The following is an 18,595-nucleotide window of genomic DNA, read 5'->3' on the forward strand; positions in this document are numbered from 1 at the left end:
GCGCCCATCGATCGCTCATCCCAACGATCCACCTACAGAATCCGCTGAGCCGAATTCACGGCTAGGATTTCTTCCGAGAGGCACAGATAGCCCATGAAAACTGACAGTCACGCCAACCCGGCCACCGACGCCGGGATCAACGACGTCGAACAGCAAAAACTAGGTGCTCTTGGCTACAAGCAAGAGCTCAATCGCACCATGACCCTGACGGACGTTGTCGTCTACGGGCTCATCTTCATGGTGCCGCTGGCCCCCGTGGCCGTTTTCGGCACCATCTTCAACTTCTCCCACGGCATGGCCGCATTGGTTTACCTGGTTGCCGGTATCGCCATGTTTTTCAGCGCCGTCAGCTATAAGGAGATGGCCAAGGAGTACCCCGTCGCAGGGTCCGTCTACTCCTACGTCCGCCTGGGCACCAGCAAATTCGTTGGCTTCCTTTCTGGATGGGCAATCCTCCTTGACTACCTCCTCCTGCCGGCGCTGCTGTGTATCCTCGCGGCATCCGCCATGGGAGCACTCATGCCTGAAGTTCCAGGCTGGGTCTGGGTCATTGGCTTTATCGCCGCAGTGGCCTTCATCAATCTCCGCGGAATCGTCGTTACAGCACGGATGAACATGATCTTTTTGATCATTCAAGGTGCAGCGCTCGTCGTGTTCGTTGGCGGAGCCTTGATAGCGATCACCCAGGGGCGGGCGCAGTTCACCCTCGCACCCTTCTATCAGCCTGAATTCTTCTCCTGGGAGCTCGTGTTCACGGCCATCCCGGTCGCTGCCCTTAGCTATATCGGCTTTGATGCGATCTCGACGCTCAACGAAGAAGCCAAAGGCGGCGGAAAAGCGGTCTCGAAAGCGACCATGATCGTGCTCTGGCTAGTCATCGCAATGTTTGTCGCGCAGGTGTATTTCGCGGCTCTCTTCGTTCCGAACAACGAACCTTTCGCCGACGGTGATGCTGTGAACAACGCCTTCTACTACATCAGCGAAACTGTGGTGGCGCCCTGGTTCAAGATCGTCTTCACTTTGATTACGGCCCTTATAGCGCTTTTTGCCAATGTGCTGGTTTCCCATGCCACGACCTCGAAGATGATCTTCGCCATGGCCCGTGACGGGCAGCTACCCCGACGTCTGGCAGTGGTCACCCAGAAACACAAAGTTCCCGCCGCTGCAATGATCGTCGTGACGATTCTCACCGCCGTCATCGGTGTGCTGGCCGTCGGTCAAATCGAACTCATCGTGACGATGGTGACCTTCGGAGCCCTCACGGCCTACATCCTGCTGCACATCAGCGTGATCATCCACTTTGGCATTCGGCAGTCCAGCAAGAAGTACTTCATGCACTGGATCTCACCCATCCTTGGCATTGCCGTGCTCGGATACGCCCTCTACAGCACCAACATCCTGGCCAAAATTATTGGCATCTCCTGGCTGATCATAGGAACGATCGTCGCCCTCATTCTGAAGCGCACCGGCCGCACCCTCGAAACAGAGGACGGTCTCTAGACCGCCACACGACACTTGCCGTACACCGACCGGGCGAAAACACCGGACCTGCCGCCTTGGCAGCGCCCGGTGCCTTCGAGGCATGTCAGGAAGCTTCTTGCCCCAAGGTCCCCGACGGGAGAGGGCTCCACCCTCCAATAGGAGGCCTCGTACGCAAAACTACCGATATTTTTCCCGTCGCCCCGGTCATACCGTTGAAGTTACCTACAAGACACAACGCTTCAGCGCAGGTGACGGGGGAGTTCCCGGAACCAGCCCGCTCCACAGCAATCCCATCTCAGAATGAAAGCGAGAACCTCTCTTGAATCCGCGGACCAGTCCACCAAGTGGCCAAGCAAATTGTTGCCGGAGGGGAGCGAACTGATGCGTACCAGCGCGGACCGCTCATCCGAACTCATGAGCATTTTTGAACAACGGTTCTCCTCCCGGCTTCGCCGCGACTTCACGGATGAAGTCTCCGCTGCGTACGACCGCTTCCCGCTGGGACCTCACGACGACAAGACCGCACGCGTCGTGCGGGCCCTGGGCAACTCCTCAGTCAACGGCAAAGAAATCATCTTGAACCTCGGTCCCAACGGTCCGTGGGGAATCGGCAGGATCACTGTGGGAGCACCCGGAAACCTGGTCCTCCTGCCCTCAACCTTCCACACCTATGAAAACGCGTTGCGCGCAGTGTTCGCGCTGCGTCGCAAGAACTTTTTGGAGAGCTGAACCATGACTGCCGAAACCGCACCCGCATCCGAGACCCGCGTCGAACCGAAAATCTTCGGGTACACCGACCGTTTTGCCGCCCGCCCAGGTGAAAGCATATCCTTCCACGTCAGCTGCGAGGGCCCCTCCGCGTACCAAGCCTCACTTGTCCGTCTGCGGCACGGTTTCACCGGCGAGGCAGGACCTGGATTCCTGGAAACTCCCATTTCCTCGGAATTCGATGGTGAAAAGCAGGGCACGCAGTACGCCTGCCAGCCCGGATCCTACGTCGAGGTGCCAGACCCATCCTCGCTGATGACAGACCCGAACGGATTGGTCATCAAGGCGAAGGTGTACCCCACGTTGCCCCTAAGCTCTCGCTCCGGTAACTACGGCGCTTACCACGTCACTCAGAACTCATTCGGAGGAGGAAGTGACCGGCAGGTCATTCTGGGTAACTGGGACGACGAGTCCTCGAGGGGCTACGCGCTTGTTCTGGACGCTGGCCGGCCCACCTTCCTCTGGAGCGAACAGGGCACCATGAAGTCACTGGCTCTCGAGAGGCCCTTGGAAGGCCACCATTGGTTCAGCCTTCGGGTCGAGGTGGACACGGCGGCAGGCCAGATCCATCTGACTCAGGCACCGTTGTCCAACATCATGAACCGGTACACCGACCAGGCACTGGCCTTGGAAGCCGAAGACAAGGTCGCAGACGCCACCCCGGCAGCCACCGCACCTGCGGTCCCGTTCCGAATCGGCGCTGGAGCGAGGCTGGACGGCGAACGATTCCTCGCTGCAAACGGCTTCAATGGCAAGATCGGCGACGTCTCCATTCAACGAAGCACGCCCACCCGAACCGAGACCATTGCTGACTGGCACTTTGGACGCAGCCGCCGGGACGACCGACTGCTCCTGTGGGACGTCATCGACGAATCACCAAACCAACTCCACGGAACGTGCCACAACGCACCAACCCGAGCCGTCGCAGGAAACTCCTTCACGGGACTGGTGGACGACTTCAGACTTGCCCCCGATGAATACGACGCAATTCACTTCCACGACGACGACATCACCGACGCCGACTGGCCGACAGCTTTCACACTCGACGTGCCTCACACCCTGCCAAGCGGCGTATACGCAGCCAAACTCACCGCCGAGGGCGCAGAGCAGTACCTTCCCTTTTTCGTGCGGGCAGGGGAAAAGAAGAACGATGTCGCCGTGCTGTTCTCCACAGCGACATACCTGGCCTACGCCAACGACCGGATTGCCTTCGAGGCCGACGGCGCAGAGATCATCGTCAGCCGAACTCCCATCCTGGACCGCGAAGACCTCACCCTCCAGGATCACCCTGAATTCGGCCGCTCCTGCTATGAAATCCACAACGATGGATCCGGAGTTGTCTTCGGCAGCGTCCGCAAACCCATCCTGACCCTCCAGCCCAAACACCGGGCGTGGTTCCAAGCCGAAGGTGTATGGGGGCTGCCCGCAGACCTGTGCATCGTCCACTGGCTCGAAACCGAGAACTGCGCCTATGACGCAATCACTGATGAAGACCTCGATCGCGAAGGCTACAGCCTTCTCAGCGACTACCGGGTAGTCATCACCGGCAGCCACCCCGAGTACGTCACACGCAACGAACTGACCGCCTTGGAGGAATTCACCTCCAACGGCGGAAGACTGATGTATCTGGGCGGCAACGGCTTCTACGCCACCGTCTCCTTCGACCCCGACCAGCCACACCTGATGGAACTCCGACGCTCCGACGGTGGCACACGCCCCCACCAGTCCCCGTACGGAGACAAACGCCACGCGACTTCGGGTGAACTCGCTGGCATTTGGAGGAACAAAGGCCTGCCGCCTCAGAAACTCGCCGGAGTGGGATTCGCCGCGCAGGGCTTTGACCGCTGCACCTACTACGAACGACTCGAAGACAGCCACAACCCAGCAGCAGCATTCATTTTCGACGGAATCGGTGAAGACGAGCGCATAGGCGAGTTCGGCATCATGGGAGGCGGCGCTGCCGGCGCCGAAGTCGACTGCTACCAGCCCGGCCTCGGCTCGCCCCCCGGAACACTGGTCCTTGCAACATCAGGTCCACTGTCGGACGCTTACCTGCTGGCCGCAGAAGAAGTGTACGAATCCATTCCCGGCATCGGCGCTACCGAGCAACCAGGCGTCCGATCGGACATCGTCTACTGCCCGTTGGAAGGAGGCGGAGGTTTCTTCTCAGTCGGTTCGATCGCCTACACGGCGTCTCTCTCCCATAACAACTACGACAACAACATCGCCAAGATGACAGGAAACGTCCTAAGGCGGTTCCGTCAAGCCCAGCCACTTGAGGTAACTCTCAATGAAACACAAACAGTTCAAGTAGTCGGCAGCTGAATCGCTAATCAGAAAGAAACCAGCTGCCCCGAGAGGCCAATATAGCGAAGCCAGAGGGCGGTCCATTCTTCGAGTGGGCCGCCCTCAGGTGGGCATGACACCGTCCATCTTTCTTTCCCGACTGAGCTTGCCAGCCATCCCACAGTGAGGCGGACCTCCGGCATCAACGTCAGAGGCGACTACCAAATGGACACCGGGGAGTTCAATGATCACCACAATAGAAGCCGACCGCTATTTCCACATCACGGGGCTTACCACCACAGAAATCGACGATGGCATCAGCATCGCCGTCAGATTGGCCCACACCCACTCAAGAAGGGACGGCTGGGAAGGCGTACTCGTGACCCGCCATGAACCTGGGCTGTACACCGTGAACCTAAGCAGCGAAATCCCTTCTGGCATCACCATGGCACGAGACCTCGACAGCAGAACCAAGCGCTCCCAGAAAGTGCAGAAGTAGGCGACCGGTCGTTCCGCGCGAGGTCTGTGCCGCCGCCAGACTGGGCCGGATTTCCTGTGTCTTCGCGGGTTCCCGGTGTTTGCAGGGGCCGGGATGCGGTTCGAGTCCACCTCAGACACAGGGTTTCGGCAGGTCAGAAGCCATTTGGGCCTCTGACTGTGTACAGAACACCCAAACGTGTGGACGCGTGGCCAGCATTCCGAAGCGCCACATTTGAGGTGGTGACCACCCCAAATCTTTCATTTGGCTTGATTCTTGCTGCACAAGGAGTAGCCGTCCTCTTGCATCAACAGGAGGCGGCCGCGCCCGTCGTCGAACCTCACCCATGCACCGGAACCATCGGGCAGGCTCGCTTCCACGATCCCGCCACCGACTTGCCGATCCTTGCCGCCCAACGCGTTGACGCAGACGCACTCGCCCGCGACGCCGAACAACGAGGCTGGATCGCCGAAGCCGAACGACACAAACAACTCATCACACGACTCGACAAACTGATCAACGAGGCCACACCGCAGGATGACGAACACGAGCACCCTCGACAGCGTCGAGCGCGCCTGCGCCGAGCTCCTCCGGAATGGACAGGCAGTGACATTCACCGCCGTTGCCGCCCAAACCGGCCTGGGCCGCACCACCATCTACTGGGACCCGGTAATCCGGGCCGTCATCGAGTAGAACCGTCACCGCGCCGCCGCCGTCAGCGGCACGCTCACCGTCCTCACCGACGAGATCGCCACCCTCCACGCCGCACTCGACACCCTCGCCACAACCGTGCGGCGACACGAAGAACAACTCCGGAAGCTAACCACCCGAAAAAGCTGAAACCCTTAACCGGCCAATCCCCGGCATCCCGGATCATTAGCCGGATAATGTGCGGACAACGCCGCGATGGAGTCGTTCTTTTCGCTGCTGCAGAAGAACGTCCTGGACCGCCAGCGCTGGCTCACCGGGCAAGAACTCAGGCTGGCCATCACGACCTGGATTGAGCGGACTTACCACCGCCGGCGACGGCAACGACGGCTGGGAAAACTCACGCCCATCGAATATGAAACAATCAACCGGACCGCGCTCAAAGCGGCCTAAGACCCCGAGTCAACAAGAGCGGGGGCAGTCCCCATCCTTTTCCTATTGAGTGAGCCCGGCGTCTTTCACGCCGAGCAACGGGGCCGAGCTCGGACGCTACCTCGCTACTCCCAGCGGCCTCGTTCCGGAGGTAACCGAGGTCGTTTATCGCCTTCTCGATGCGCTTCTGTGTCTCCGGAGCAACGCGGTGCGGCGCATTCATGTAGTTCGAGACCGTACCTATAGGTACATCGGCATGCTGCGCGACATCGCGGATACTCACCACCAGATATCCTCGCAATCCGGGTCGAGAGAGTAGAGCTGTCCCAAGACCCGGAGGACGGGCGACTTTCGCGGTGGTACGCGATCGTCGCCCGCCTTCCAGAGCCTGCAGGGCAGATCGGGGCTAGCCCACGTCTGTCCATTTGTTGTTGGTGACCTGCTCGTGTGCCCAGGTGACGTTCGACGCCTGCTGCGCGGCCAGGTACTCATCGAGCGTCTTAGAACCGATCAGGTAGCCAGTAAGCAAGTTCTGCCCCGTTTGGGCCGCTGGCGTCAGCAGCGCGCCGTTACTCATCTTTGCCGGTGCGGACCACTCTTTGGACGTGAGTGCCTCGATTGTCGTCGGAGCCTTGGCGCTGGTGATAGCCGGGATGCTTCCAGTCTCCGCGAGCCAGTTCTCAATCTTCGGGCTCGACACGTACTGGAGGAACTTGATCGCCGCATCCAGCTTCGCACCCTTGATGTACGCGGGAATCATGTACGAGGTGCCACCTGCTCCCGTTCCAAACGATGCCGGCGCGCCAGAAGCGTACTTCGAGTCCTTAGTCGAGATGGTCGGGAATGGCACGGTGCTCCAGGCGAACTTCACCGTGGAGAGCCCGGCGGCCGAGAAGTTGGTGCCCCACGCCATGGCGGCCTTGCCACCGGGGAAGGCCGTGCTGCCGGTGAAGGCGCCGGCCGCGGGGATGCCCGACCAGTTCGGCGTCGCGCAGGCGTCGTACCACTTCTTGATGATCTTGACCGAGTCGGCAACGGCCGGGTCGGTGCTCACGTCGAGCGAGCCGTCTAGGATTCCCTTCGCGAGGCTCTTCGTGGCCAGAGGATTCGCGGTACCCGCGTTGCCGTCGCCTCCGAAGACGTTGATCTTGTCCGCCAGCGGGTCGAGCATGGTCGACTGGATCGCGGTGGTCGCCCACATGGAGGCCAGCGTGCCCTTGTCGGTGGCCAGCGGGTCGATGCCCGCCTCCTTCAGCGTGGTGCACGCCTTAGTGAATCCGTCGAAGGTAGACAGCTGCGAGGGGGAGATGCCCACCTTCTTCAGGATGTCGTTGTTGTAGAAGATGCCGACGGTAACGAGGTTGAACGGCACCCAGGTGTGGTGCCCGGTTCCATCGCGCTGAGCGTCACCGAAGTAGTTCTTGTCGAACCCGTCGAGCCAGGTCTTCGAGTTCGGGTCGAACGGGTTCTTCTCGGCGAGGTACTTGTCGAGGTTCATCACTTGGTCCGGCTTGGGCGCCGGCTGGTTGAAGATCAGCTCGGGCGCGGTGCCCGCGGTGAGCTGCGTGCTCAGCGTGGTGCCGAACGACGAGAGTGGCAGCACGTTGGTCTTGATGGTGATGTTCGGGTTGTCCTTCTCGAACTGCGTGATCAGCTTGTCCCAGGCCGGACCGAAGGTGTTGGTCTGGTCGGTGAACTGGTTCGGGCCGGAGAGGGTGATGGTGACCTTGTCGTCGGAGCTGGATCCGGCCGAGCATCCGGTCAGTACGAGCGCTGCTGCTGCGATTGTGCCGACCGCGGCGACGAGCGCCTTGGGTCGCACGAGGCGTTTGGACTGTGACATTGCAATCTTCCTTGATTGGGTTGGGGGGTGGAGCGGGTGAGCGGGTGGGGCGTTGTCGTGCGATTCAGTGCTTTCGGAAGGAGACAGAGTTCGTCTCGGAAATTCGGGGTCGGCGCCCTAGTGCGCGCCGGGGAGGCCGCCCTGTACCCCCGCGAGGAAGTATTTGGACAGGAAGGTGAACAGGATGACGAGCGGCAGGCTGGCGAGGAAATATCCGGCCATCAGTGGTCCGTATTCGATGGCGTTCTGGCCCTGGAAGAACTGCAACCCCACCGACATAGTGCGCAGGCTGTCGTCGGTGATCACGAGAAGTGGCCAGAAGAAGTCGTTCCACACCGTGCTGAGCGTGATCAGCGCGATCGAGCCGAGCACGGGCAGCGACAGCGGAAGGGTGATCGAGCGGTACAGGCGGAAGTTCGACGCCCCGTCGATGCGGGCAGCGTCATAGATCGACTGCGGGATCGACTCGATGAAGTTGCGCATGATGACCGTGCCGAGGATGACACCGCCCGCGACGTAGGGCACGACGAGCACCACGTAGGTGTTCAGGATGCCGAAGTCCTTCATCATGATGAACAGCGGGATCAGGTTGACGATGCCGGGCACCGCCATGAGCGCGAGCACGAGCGCGTACACCACACCGCGTCCACGGAATCGGAATCGCGAGAGCACGAACCCGGCCACGGAGCCGATGGCCGCGATCAGGATGATCGAGGCGATGGCCACGTAGAAGGTGTTGCCGAGGTACGGCGCGATCTGGTTCCACGCCACGGCGTAGTTCTCGAAGTGGAACGGGAAGACCGGCGCCCAGAAGCTGTCCGCGAACTGCTGGTTCGTCTTGCCCGACGTGATGACCATAAAGACGTAGGGCGCGAGGCTGACCACGACCAGCAGGATCAGTACCGCCTTGATGCCTACCTGCAGGTGGGACCGGTTGCGGATCTTCCCTGGCTGCTGCTGAGCGAGCCGTGTGGTAACGGTGCTCACATTTCACCTCCGTCGTTTGCGCCCGCGCTGCGTCGCCCGATGAAGAGCGAGAACAGGCTGAGGGCGAGGGTGATCGCGAACAGCGTGGTGGAGAGAGTGGCCGCGTAGCCCCAGTCCCCGGCGCTGAACGCCTGGTTGATGATGTAGAGCACCGGGACCATGGTCGCGTTGTCGGGCCCTCCCGAGGTGAGCACGAAGGCGACGAAGCCGTACTGCAGCGTAGCCACGACGACCAGGAAGAATAGGATACGGATCTGGCTCACCATGAGCGGCAGGTCGATCCGCCAGAGTCGTGCCCAGCGGCCGACGCCGTCGAGCTGGGCGGCCTCGAGCACCTCTTTCGGGATGTTCTGCAGGCTCTGGTAGAAGATGAGGAACGGCAGCCCGGCGATGAACGGGAAGCCGACGAGGAGGAGCGCGACGAGCGCCGTGCTGGGCGAGCCCGTCCAGTTCTGTTCGAACGCCTTCAGGCCGATCGCACGAAGGAACTGGTTGAACAGCCCGGCGTTCGGGTCGTAGAAGAAGCCCCAGATGAGCGCGGTCACGACGCCGGGGAAGGCCATCGGGATGATGAGCAGCGTGCGGATCACGTACTGCCATCGGTCGCTCTTGAGGGTGACGAGCAGCTCTGCGGCAAGCAGCGGTAGGATCCACGACGCGAGGTTAAACACGAAGATGATGCCGAGGTTGCCGAACGAGCGCCACCAGGTGTCGTCGCTCATCATGCGTGCATAGTTGGCGCCCCCGAGGAAGGTGGAGACGCCAGCGGGCACCCAGTTGAAGAATGACCAGAAGATGGAGGAGAGGGCCGGGAAGTAAGCGAATGCTCCCAATACGGCGATCAGCGGGAGCAGCGCCAGCCACACGGTGATGCGGAATTGAGGACGCGTGGTCCGCCGCGGGCTCGGGGGCCGACCTGCGACGGAGGCACGTTCGGCTGCTAGGGGTCTTTCCTTCGTCAACGCCATGAAGCGCCTCTCTTCTTCGAGATATGCGGCGGCCGAGTCATCTCCGCCGTGAAATCGCTCGGCAGGGAACTGTGATTCACACTTCACTCCTTTGTGGTGCTCGGGCTGTTGCAAATTCTATAGCGAATCGTTTCGTGTGACAAGTATGACGGCCCCATCCTCGGGCTTCCCGTCCGGACGCCGAAGGTGCGGGTGAGATGGTGCAGCCGGCGAGGGAGAGCGCAGTCACGCCTATGAAGGCACTGATTGAGGGGGGCGTGCGTGCCCCCCGCTGAACCTGGTTCTGGTGCATTTTCACTCCCTTGTGATTGCTGTGCGACATCGGTGATTCTGTAGGATGAATCGTTTCGCTCCGTCGGGGTAAAAACCTCCGGAGTTGAATGTCTCGATTCTTGCTAGATTTCGTTCTCCCTCACCGGTCCGCGGGTGAGAAACGCTTTGCTTTCGGGTTCAATGCTGCATCCTCAGCCGCTGGCAGCCCGACGATGACCGCGTTGAGGCCCTCATCCGTGCGAACAATGGAGAGGGGGTTGTCCGCCACCACGACGATGGAGTCGCGGTGGCGCCACGCAACCCACCAGTCGCTGCCGGTGATGGTTACAGTGCCGGGCTCAATCGGTGACCTGTCGAGCGTGTAGGGCTTCAGATTCTGACTCCATTCGCCGAACCCTTCGAGGGTCCGGCGCTGGACGTCGGGAATCCGCCCACTGGCCTCGGGCCCGATGTTCAGCAGGAGACGGCCGCCGCGCGAAACTACGTCGGCGTACAGACGCGCAAGCTCGCGTACAGAGAGCGTCAAGGATTCATCCTCTGTGCGGTTGTAACCGAACGAAAACCCGAGCCCGCGGTTATGCTCCCAGCCGACCCCGCGCTCGTTCTGGGTATCGTGCGAGTACTCGCTGGTTCGGTAGTCCCACACTGGTGCGCCCCATCGGTCATTGACGATGCCATCAGGCACCACACTCTTGTAGTACTCCAGCAGTTGCACGAGAGAGCCGTCAGCCTTACCCGCGTCCGGCCATTCGATGTCGTTCCAGATCACTGCAGGTTTGTAGCGGTCAATCAGGTCACGGACGTGTGCGGTTGCGTATTCGGCGTACTCCGCACCGTTGGGGCGGTACTCAGTGACATCGGACATCGATTCAATAGGAGGGAAGTCCGTGAAGGCCCAGTCAAGCCCGCCCGAGTAGTAGACCCCGAATCGCATTCCCTCATTGCGCACTGCTTGAGCGAGGGGTTCGAGGAGATCGAGCTTGGGTCCCCGAGCGACCGTGGACAGTCTGCCGGCGCCGGGGGCGTCCCACAGGGTCACCCCGTCGTGATGCTTCGTGACGGGGATGACGTAGTCCGCGCCGGCTAGATGAAACAGCCGGGCCCATTCGGACGGATCGAACTGGTTGGGGTTCCATTGATCAAGGAAGGCGTCGTACGTGTTGTCTCCGTACTCAGCGGCGTGGTGTAGCGCCGCCGGCGATCCCGCGATCCGGGATGTGTTCGCGTACCACTCGGCGTACGCGTTGTGGGAGAACCATTTCTCTTCGGGTACAGCGCCCCATGCGCCAGTCGGCTCGGCCCATGCAGGAACCGAGTACGGCCCCCAGTGGATGAAAATGCCCAGGGTGGACTGTCTGGCCCATTCGGGCAGGGTGGGACTATTGGTCATTACTCTCTCCTTGGCGTGGTTTGGCGAGACGCTGCTTGGCGACTGCCTGGTAAGTGGTCATAGTTCTGCGACAGGGCGAAACGACTAAAGGTTCGCGGATCATGGGTAGACTCGGGATAGCATCGTTATGAGCGCGAACGGTGCCCATAACTCGCGATATGAAGGATTGAAATTGTCGACAAGCAGCAGATCTCCCGCAACTTACAAGGACATCCAGCGACTGACCGGTTTGTCGTTGGCGACGATTTCGAAGTACTACAACGGGCGAAACGTTCTTTCCTCGAACCGAGAAGTGATTGAGTCGGCGGCCGCGGAACTGAACTATCGACCTAACGCGTTCGCCAGCAGCCTGAGACGCGGCGTGACTCGAACCGTCGGCGTGTTGCTGCCCTCTTTCCAGGTTCCCTTCCACCTCGAGATCGTCGTCGGAATCGAAAAGTACCTGCGCAGTCAGGGCATCGGAGTGCTCCTGACCTCCAACGAGCAGGACGGAACTCCGTCCAGCGTCAATGCAGTCGAGCTGCTTCTCAGCAGAAGGGTTGACGGCATCATCGGCGTTCCCGCGTTGGCGGACTCCTCGGCGCTCGAGACCGCGGTCTCGATTGGCATCCCTGTCGTCACCGTGGACTGGTGCCCAAGCGGCCTTGACGCGGACTCCGTCACCCTTGACAACGTGCAGGCGGGGAAGGTTGCAACGCAGCACCTGATTGACCACGGCCACCGAACCCTCGGCGCCCTGGTGGGCGAAGAAGGAATGTGGAGCCTGCAGGGCCGGCTTGACGGCTTCCTGGCAGCGGCTCGCGCTGCCGGCATTACAATCGCCGAGGACCATATCCAACGCGCCCCTCTCAACGTGGACTCCGGATATGCGGCGATGATGCGATTGCTCGCGGCAGACCAGCGCCCGACTGCGGTGTTCGCAGGGAACTACGACCTGACGGTCGGCGCCGTGACCGCCCTGAACGACTCCGGGCTCCGCCTCGGGCGCGATATCTCCCTCGTTGGTTTCGACTCCGTGGAGCTCGCCCAGGTAACGCGCCCGAAACTGACGGTCTACGTGCAGCCCGTCGAACAGATCGCAACCGAGGCCGCTCGCATAATGAATGCCCGGCTGGACAATCCGGACGCGTCGAGGAGCCGCGTAGTTCTGGAGCTTCCGGGGCACCTGCAGATCGGTGCGTCGGTTAGGCGGCTGACCGACTGAACCCCTGGCCCAATCTTTATGAACAGACATGAGACTCCTTGAGTGAACTGTAAGGCGAAACGTTTCACTTAGAGTAGAGCGCTACGCAGCGCAAATCAACTGCGTGGGGATCCCGCCTGATCCATCACTTGGTGCGAATCCGCGTCTTCGTAGAGCGCAAAGGCTTAGCTCCGCAAAGGAGGAACTATCTTCACGCTTCGTAAGGCATGTCATAACGTTTTGTCCTATGGCGGGTCTGCCCAGCTTGGAGTCGCTCGGGGGAGGTACGTCGTCTGCGCCATAAATCGATGGTGCGGAAGTCGATCGTGGGTGACCTCAACAGTGAACATGACAGATCGCTGGAATGACTCGACAGGTGGGGGCTACACCCTGCCGGCATCGTCACCCATGGCTTCCCACCCACCTAGGGACGCCGCAGAGGCATGTCGACTTGCCGACTCAGCTGTCTCCGGGAAGATCGGCACCGCCTGGCAGGACTGACGATGCCCTGGCGCTGCCGCCCGGGTCCGTGCCGGTACTTCGGGCCCTTCAAATAGAGCGACCCACTCGTCGATCCAGCGGGACCAATCGACACGCTGAGACGGGCCCACTCTGTTGATCGATGCTGAAACGATTCGCCTTCTACGCGCACTTGTCGCTCATCAGGGTCATTTCCGTGGCAAACAAAGGGTTGACCTGCGAATGATGTGAGCGTAACGTTTCGCAGTGGTGATTCCGGGGCAACTCTAGCTCCTCGTCGATAGGACATGCAACGGTGCATTCGGCCAGCGAAGACGATCCTGTTGTCGAGCTTCGGTTGTCATCATGACCCCTCGCGGCGGTCAGCGATTTGGAAAACGTCCGGATCAAACTGGTCGGGCGCGAACCGATTTTTGCGGCCCCAGCACTTTTCCGACCATGTTCGACGTTCGGAAACAGCTACCTGCAGCGCATACTCGCGCTTCCCAATGACCAACCAAGCGAGGCTTCACTTCCCTAGTCGATTGGAAGCGCGGTGTGGTCAGAACCCAACGAAAGGAAGAGACAATGATGTACTCACCCTCAAGACCGAAAAGAGCTGTCGCAAGACTCCTCGTTCCGGCGTTGATCATGACTGCTCTCGCGCTAGCGAGTCCATTCAGTGCAGCAGCAGCGACTAACCCGGGGACGGACGACTTCGAACGCGCCGACGGAGCCCTCGGGAGCTCGTGGACGTCGGACCGCGGCACCTGGAGCATCGCAAGCGGTGCCGCCCTGGCAACCAGCGCGACGAGCAACGCCGTAACCACCTACAACCCCCTGCCCATCGCCGTCGACTACGCCGTCTCCGCGCGGATCAACATCGTGACAACGGGAACCCCAACGGGATCGGAGTGGGCAGGTGTTGCCGGCAACGTTCAAGGCGCCACTGCCTCGAACCTGAACTACTACCTGCTGCGGGTGACGACTGGTTCTGGAACCGGCACAAACGGGCGCTGGCAGTTGCTGAAAATGACCAACAGCACTAGCACCGGCCTGCTCGCCAGCGGCACCATCGTCGCCGCGTACGGCACGCAACTTGACCTGACCCTGACTCGCACGGGCAACTCCTTGCGGTCGCAAGTACTCAACGCAGGGTCGGGAGCCACCCTCGCTGATCAGACGTACACCACGGCTGATCCGAATGTCACCGGAGGCCGTGCTGGGCTGTATTCCAACAGCGGAAACCTGAGAGCACAGACTTGGGGTCTGTCGACGACGGTCCCCGCGGCGGACGACTTTGAGCGCGTTGACGGAGCCCTCGGGAGTTCGTGGACATCAGATCGCGGCGCCTGGAGTATCGCGAGCGGTGCCGCATTGGCAAGCAGCTCGACCAGCAACGCTGTCGCCACCTACAACCCCCTCGCCCTCGGCGATGACTACACTGTCTCTGCGCGGACCAATATCGTCACGACAGGAACCCCGGGAGGATCCGAGTGGGTGGGCGTCGTGGGAAACCTTCAGGGCACGAGTGCCACCAGCCTGAACTACTACGTGCTCCGGGTCACGACCGGTTCTGGAACGGGCACGAACGGGCGCTGGCAGTTGCTGAAGATGTCCAACAGCTCGACGGCCAGCGTGCTCGCCAGCGGCACAATCGTTGCCTCGTACGGCACGCAACTTGATCTCACGCTGACACGCACAGGTAACTCATTTCGGTCCCAGGTAGTCAATGTGGCATCGGGAGTCACACTTGCGGACCAGACCTACACCGCCGCTGTCGTTGACCCGAATGTCACGGGGGGCCGTGCGGGGTTGTATTCCAACAGTGGAAACCTGCGAGCGCAGACCTTTAGCCTTTCGACGACGAGCCCGGCTGCTTCGCCCCCCGGAGCACTCAACTGCGCACCCGGTGGAGAAAGCTATACCTACCCCGATCCCAACCTGACTGTCGTTTCGACAAGCACGGTTGGATCGACCTGGGCCGGAATGCAAGTGACGCAGCGAGTTCTCACCAACGGAAACGACCAGTACGTCGCCTACTACGACGTGAACCGCGGCATGACTGTCGCAAAGCACACGAGTGGCGGCGCATGGGTCTACAAGACACTCCCGTCGACGCTCGGGTGGGATAGCCACAACTACGTCTCGATGGGACTCGACCGCAGTGGAAACCTTCATGTGTCCGGCAACATGCACAACGTTCCGTTGGTCTACTTCCGCACCACGACCCCCGGCGACATCAGCACGTTGGTGAAAGTCAACAACATGGTGAGCGCCGCCGCGGAGGATTCGGTTACCTATCCCGAGTTCGTCAACCGGTCCGACGGAAGCCTTGTCTTTGACTACCGCGACGGTGGGTCCGGCGATGGCGTGACGTACTTCAATGTGTATAACGAGTCGACCAGCTCGTGGTCGCACATCGTCTCTGAGCCGATTTTCGACGGCAATGGGTCGGCGAGCAACCCTTCAGGAACGTGGAGTTCGTACTTCCAAGGTCCGACGAAGGGACCCGACGGCTGGTTCCACATGATCTGGGTGTGGCGTGACAGTGGTGACGCGGCGACGAACAGCATGCTGACGTACGCGAAGAGCCAGGACCTCGTGAACTGGGTCACGAACGACGGAACGCCCTTGACGACGCCGCTCAAGTATGGCCAAGGTGACGTGATCGATCCGGTCCCCGACCATGGTGGACTGCTGAACGGAAACGCGCGGATCGGCTTCGACGCCGACGGCAAGGTTCTTATCTCGTACCACAAGTACGATGCTCAGGGCCGGTCGCAGGTGTACGCCGCGCGTCCGACTGCCTCCGGCACGTGGCAGATCAACCAGATCACCAACTGGACCGGACGATGGAGCTTCGGGGGTGGCGGGAGTCTCAACTTCCAGGTCTCGATGCAGGGTTCCCGTGTCCTGTCCAACGGCGACATCAGCGTTGACTTCTTCTGCAACGGCACCAGCGGCCGGCAGTCCATCATCATCGACTCGTCGCTCAATCGGATTGCCCAAGTACCCTCACAGCCCCTGCCCGCCTCTGTAACGTCCGTGAGTGGGACGTTCCCGGGGCTAGAGGTCAAACTCGAGAGTGACCTCGCCGGCGCAACAGCGGGAGGGCAGTACATACTGCGCTGGGAGACGTTGCCAGGCAACGATGACCAGCCACGGGCCGGGGGCACCTACCCGACAGGAGGAAGCACCCTGCAGGTAATCCTGCTCCACTAGCCGTAAATCCCTCGGAGAACGGCCTTTGTCTGGCGGCGAGGCCGTTCTTCGCGCGGCTATTTGACCGCGCACCTATACCTAGGAGAATTACTGTGACCACAATCTCGCGGTTCGATACGCTCGACATCCGCTTCCCCACCTCGGCGGCGCTCGACGGCTCTGATTTGCCCAAAGAACTGGGGACACGTCTGCGAGCAGAGGAGCTCATTCCATGATTCACGGTTACGTTGCTCCAGGCTTCGAGCTAGTCGCCGATGCGTTCCAGCGCGGACATTCAGCGGATCCCGGCGGCGCTCAACTCTGCGTCTATCAAGCGGGGAGCGTGGTTGTCGATCTGTGGGCAGGCTCCGACCCGGAAACGGACATCGCTATAGACGGAGACTCCCTCTTCGTGTTGTGGTCCACGACCAAAGGCATGCTGGCAATCATCGCGGCCTTGCTGTTCGAAGAAGGCCAGCTTGACCCCGATACGCGAGTATCTTCTGTGTGGCCGGAGTTCGGAGTTCGCCGCAAGGATCAGACCACGGTTGCCCACTTCCTCAGTCATGCGGCTGGTCTTCCCTTCTTTCCCTCTGAAGCGAGGATCCAAAGCCGCGACCTGCCGAATTGGGCTCTCTGCATTGAGACGCTCGCCACCGCCGAACCCCTATGGGCACCGGGAACCGCGTCGTGGTACCACCCATTTACATTTGGTTATCTCAACGGCGAGGTAATCCGCCGGGTTACGGGCAAGACAGCGGGCGACCTCTTCGCTGAGCGCATCGCCGGGCCACTAGGAGTCGACTTCTGGATCGGGGGCCTGCCGGCGGACCGTGAGAAAGACGTCACGCATCGCAGCAGATTAAACCATGAGCCACCCGTCAAACCTGGCGAACTGTGGTCACAACACGGAGTGGATCTGTCTGATCCAGTCGTCCGCGAGCTGCTCGAGCAGGTGCAGTCGATTCCCGACATGATGGAGTTCCTCAACACCGCCGAGGGGCACCAGATGGAGTTCGGCGGTGCCGGCGGAATCGCGAGTGCACGGTCGGTCGCAAAAATCTACGCCGCCACCATCGGTGAGATCGACTCCATTCGGCTGCTCTCCCCGACGACGCTTGACTTCATGACGCGACCACGCACCTTAAACTTGGGGCCCGTTCCTCCGCTGGCCGCCGTGCCCAAACAGAAGCTTGCCGAGTTCGGGCTGGGCTTCTGGTTGGGCTCGCAATTCCCGAGCGGCCGATTCGCATCCGGTGGAACTTTCGGGCACCCAGGGGCAGGCGGAGTTATCGCGTTTGCTCATCCCGACTCGAGCATGGCCGTTGCATACACGTGCACCGGAATGTGGTCGGACGACTCGCGACCGGACCCGCGCATGAGCTGGGCTGAGCCGCTCGCCGATTTGGCTCGCGCGTAGGAACATCCGGAATCCATGTCCCCACCATCGACTAGAAGACAGGGCGGGACTGCTGGACGAAAGAATTTTCGCCGTTGAGGTTCATCCGGGCCGTGGCCAGCACGCCGCAGCTGCCGAGGCGTGCGGACTGGAGGGGCAGACAGACAGGGCGGGACGAAGTTCAGGAAGTTAGGCTGCATCCGGATGGTCCACTTCGTCGGGTTGTTCAAGTGGCGGCGGTATTCCTCTGAGGAGAAGATCCCAGCTCGGCACCCTCCCGTTGTTCAACTGGGATGCAAGGCTATTCATGGGACGGGAGTTCTCGCATCCACTTCTACTCCCGTGCTTAGAATGCCGATAACCGATGTTCTGTCGTTGGGCCGGTTGAAAGGTCTTGTCATGATGCTCGTGGTCTTCTCCGCCATGTTAACAATGAAGGAGGTGCTGCCATCGTGTTGGATGGTTCAGCGTTCTGCCGGGCGGAGTGTTGCCGGATTTTGGGTTGTTTGACCGATCGGTGTGTGTCGTGCCCTGGAGGCCGCAGCCTGATCCCGGCAGGAGGCTCTAAGCGGGCTGAAAGGGTGAGATTCAGCCGGACGATCTGCAGATGTGGCAGCTCCTATTTGCTGGCGCCGGTCCGAGCATGCAGAGCAGCGTTGGGTCCCGCTTCTTTGGTGGCGATCGAGCAAAAAAGAAGTGTGAACAATGTCCACACTTTCCGCCCCGGATTGGCCCGTACAGTCATCGGACTGGGCCGTATTCCGCATGTTTCCGCCACTTCCCAGTGTTCCCGAG

At 60.9% G+C, this 18,595-nt stretch carries 15 protein-coding genes and 1 pseudogene; 10 read left to right on the forward strand and 6 right to left on the reverse strand.

Translation table 11 applies throughout. The annotated features are described in order from the left end of the window. The first annotated feature begins 93 nt into the window (after window positions 1–93). The 4 genes from AC1DD7_RS18030 to AC1DD7_RS18045 all read left to right on the forward strand — a co-directional run bounded on the left by AC1DD7_RS18030 (window position 94) and on the right by AC1DD7_RS18045 (window position 5,035). Window positions 94–1,500 (forward strand): APC family permease, encoded by a 1,407-nt coding sequence (locus AC1DD7_RS18030; RefSeq protein WP_477516056.1) that lies wholly within the window; start codon window positions 94–96, stop codon window positions 1,498–1,500. Window positions 1,501–1,782: 282 nt separating this feature from the next. Further along, on the forward strand, window positions 1,783–2,211 hold the full coding sequence (locus AC1DD7_RS18035) for a N,N-dimethylformamidase alpha subunit family protein (RefSeq protein WP_477516057.1): 429 nt from the start codon (window positions 1,783–1,785) through the stop codon (window positions 2,209–2,211). A 3-nt stretch (window positions 2,212–2,214) separates the two neighbouring features. Next, complete coding sequence (locus tag AC1DD7_RS18040; protein ID WP_477516058.1) at window positions 2,215–4,575, forward strand: N,N-dimethylformamidase beta subunit family domain-containing protein; 2,361 nt, start codon at window positions 2,215–2,217, stop codon at window positions 4,573–4,575. Window positions 4,576–4,780: 205 nt separating this feature from the next. Beyond that, window positions 4,781–5,035, forward strand: coding sequence for a hypothetical protein (locus tag AC1DD7_RS18045; RefSeq protein ID WP_477516059.1), 255 nt, complete (start codon window positions 4,781–4,783; stop codon window positions 5,033–5,035). Window positions 5,036–5,274: 239 nt separating this feature from the next. Here the strand turns inward: AC1DD7_RS18045 and AC1DD7_RS18050 are convergent, their stop codons facing one another. Then, window positions 5,275–5,562, reverse strand: a complete 288-nt coding sequence (locus tag AC1DD7_RS18050; RefSeq protein WP_416416320.1) for a hypothetical protein — start codon at window positions 5,560–5,562, stop codon at window positions 5,275–5,277. On the opposite strand from AC1DD7_RS18050, the gene AC1DD7_RS18055 reads away from it, so the two are divergent. Then, window positions 5,552–5,707, forward strand: a complete 156-nt coding sequence (locus tag AC1DD7_RS18055; RefSeq protein WP_477516060.1) for a hypothetical protein — start codon at window positions 5,552–5,554, stop codon at window positions 5,705–5,707. The genes AC1DD7_RS18050 and AC1DD7_RS18055 overlap by 11 nt on opposite strands. A 195-nt stretch (window positions 5,708–5,902) precedes the next feature. After that, window positions 5,903–6,115 (forward strand): annotated as a pseudogene (locus AC1DD7_RS18060) (integrase core domain-containing protein); the annotation flags it as partial. On the opposite strand, the gene AC1DD7_RS18065 reads toward AC1DD7_RS18060, so the two are convergent. The 5 genes from AC1DD7_RS18065 to AC1DD7_RS18085 all read right to left on the reverse strand — a co-directional run bounded on the left by AC1DD7_RS18065 (window position 6,102) and on the right by AC1DD7_RS18085 (window position 11,555). Then, window positions 6,102–6,380: a LacI family DNA-binding transcriptional regulator gene (locus tag AC1DD7_RS18065; protein WP_477516061.1), complete on the reverse strand. Its 279-nt coding sequence runs from the start codon at window positions 6,378–6,380 to the stop codon at window positions 6,102–6,104. The pseudogene AC1DD7_RS18060 and the gene AC1DD7_RS18065 sit on opposite strands and share 14 nt — an antisense overlap. A 120-nt stretch (window positions 6,381–6,500) precedes the next feature. After that, complete coding sequence (locus tag AC1DD7_RS18070; RefSeq protein WP_477516062.1) at window positions 6,501–7,937, reverse strand: ABC transporter substrate-binding protein; 1,437 nt, start codon at window positions 7,935–7,937, stop codon at window positions 6,501–6,503. A gap of 117 nt (window positions 7,938–8,054) precedes the next feature. Then, a complete protein-coding gene (locus tag AC1DD7_RS18075) occupies window positions 8,055–8,924 on the reverse strand; it encodes a carbohydrate ABC transporter permease (RefSeq protein ID WP_477516063.1) in 870 nt (289 codons plus the stop codon). Further along, window positions 8,921–9,892, reverse strand: coding sequence for a carbohydrate ABC transporter permease (locus tag AC1DD7_RS18080; RefSeq protein ID WP_477516064.1), 972 nt, complete (start codon window positions 9,890–9,892; stop codon window positions 8,921–8,923). Before AC1DD7_RS18080 ends, AC1DD7_RS18075 begins: the two co-directional genes overlap by 4 nt. Window positions 9,893–10,304: 412 nt before the next feature. Beyond that, complete coding sequence (locus tag AC1DD7_RS18085; protein WP_477516065.1) at window positions 10,305–11,555, reverse strand: alpha-L-fucosidase; 1,251 nt, start codon at window positions 11,553–11,555, stop codon at window positions 10,305–10,307. A 361-nt stretch (window positions 11,556–11,916) separates the two neighbouring features. Between AC1DD7_RS18085 and AC1DD7_RS18090 the strand changes: the two genes are divergently transcribed. The 4 genes from AC1DD7_RS18090 to AC1DD7_RS18105 all read left to right on the forward strand — a co-directional run bounded on the left by AC1DD7_RS18090 (window position 11,917) and on the right by AC1DD7_RS18105 (window position 17,821). Beyond that, window positions 11,917–12,759: a LacI family DNA-binding transcriptional regulator gene (locus AC1DD7_RS18090; RefSeq protein ID WP_477516066.1), complete on the forward strand. Its 843-nt coding sequence runs from the start codon at window positions 11,917–11,919 to the stop codon at window positions 12,757–12,759. A 1,089-nt stretch (window positions 12,760–13,848) separates the two neighbouring features. Continuing rightward, a complete protein-coding gene (locus AC1DD7_RS18095; RefSeq protein WP_477516067.1) occupies window positions 13,849–16,422 on the forward strand; it encodes a BNR repeat-containing protein in 2,574 nt (857 codons plus the stop codon). Window positions 16,423–16,514: 92 nt separating this feature from the next. Next, window positions 16,515–16,637 carry a hypothetical protein gene (locus tag AC1DD7_RS18100; protein WP_416416312.1) on the forward strand — a complete coding sequence of 41 codons (123 nt, stop codon included), beginning with the start codon at window positions 16,515–16,517 and terminating at the stop codon, window positions 16,635–16,637. Beyond that, window positions 16,634–17,821, forward strand: coding sequence for a serine hydrolase domain-containing protein (locus AC1DD7_RS18105; protein ID WP_416416311.1), 1,188 nt, complete (start codon window positions 16,634–16,636; stop codon window positions 17,819–17,821). Before AC1DD7_RS18100 ends, AC1DD7_RS18105 begins: the two co-directional genes overlap by 4 nt. The last annotated feature ends 774 nt before the right edge of the window (window positions 17,822–18,595 follow it).

It is taken from the genome of Paenarthrobacter sp. 10L412, from assembly GCF_056395565.1.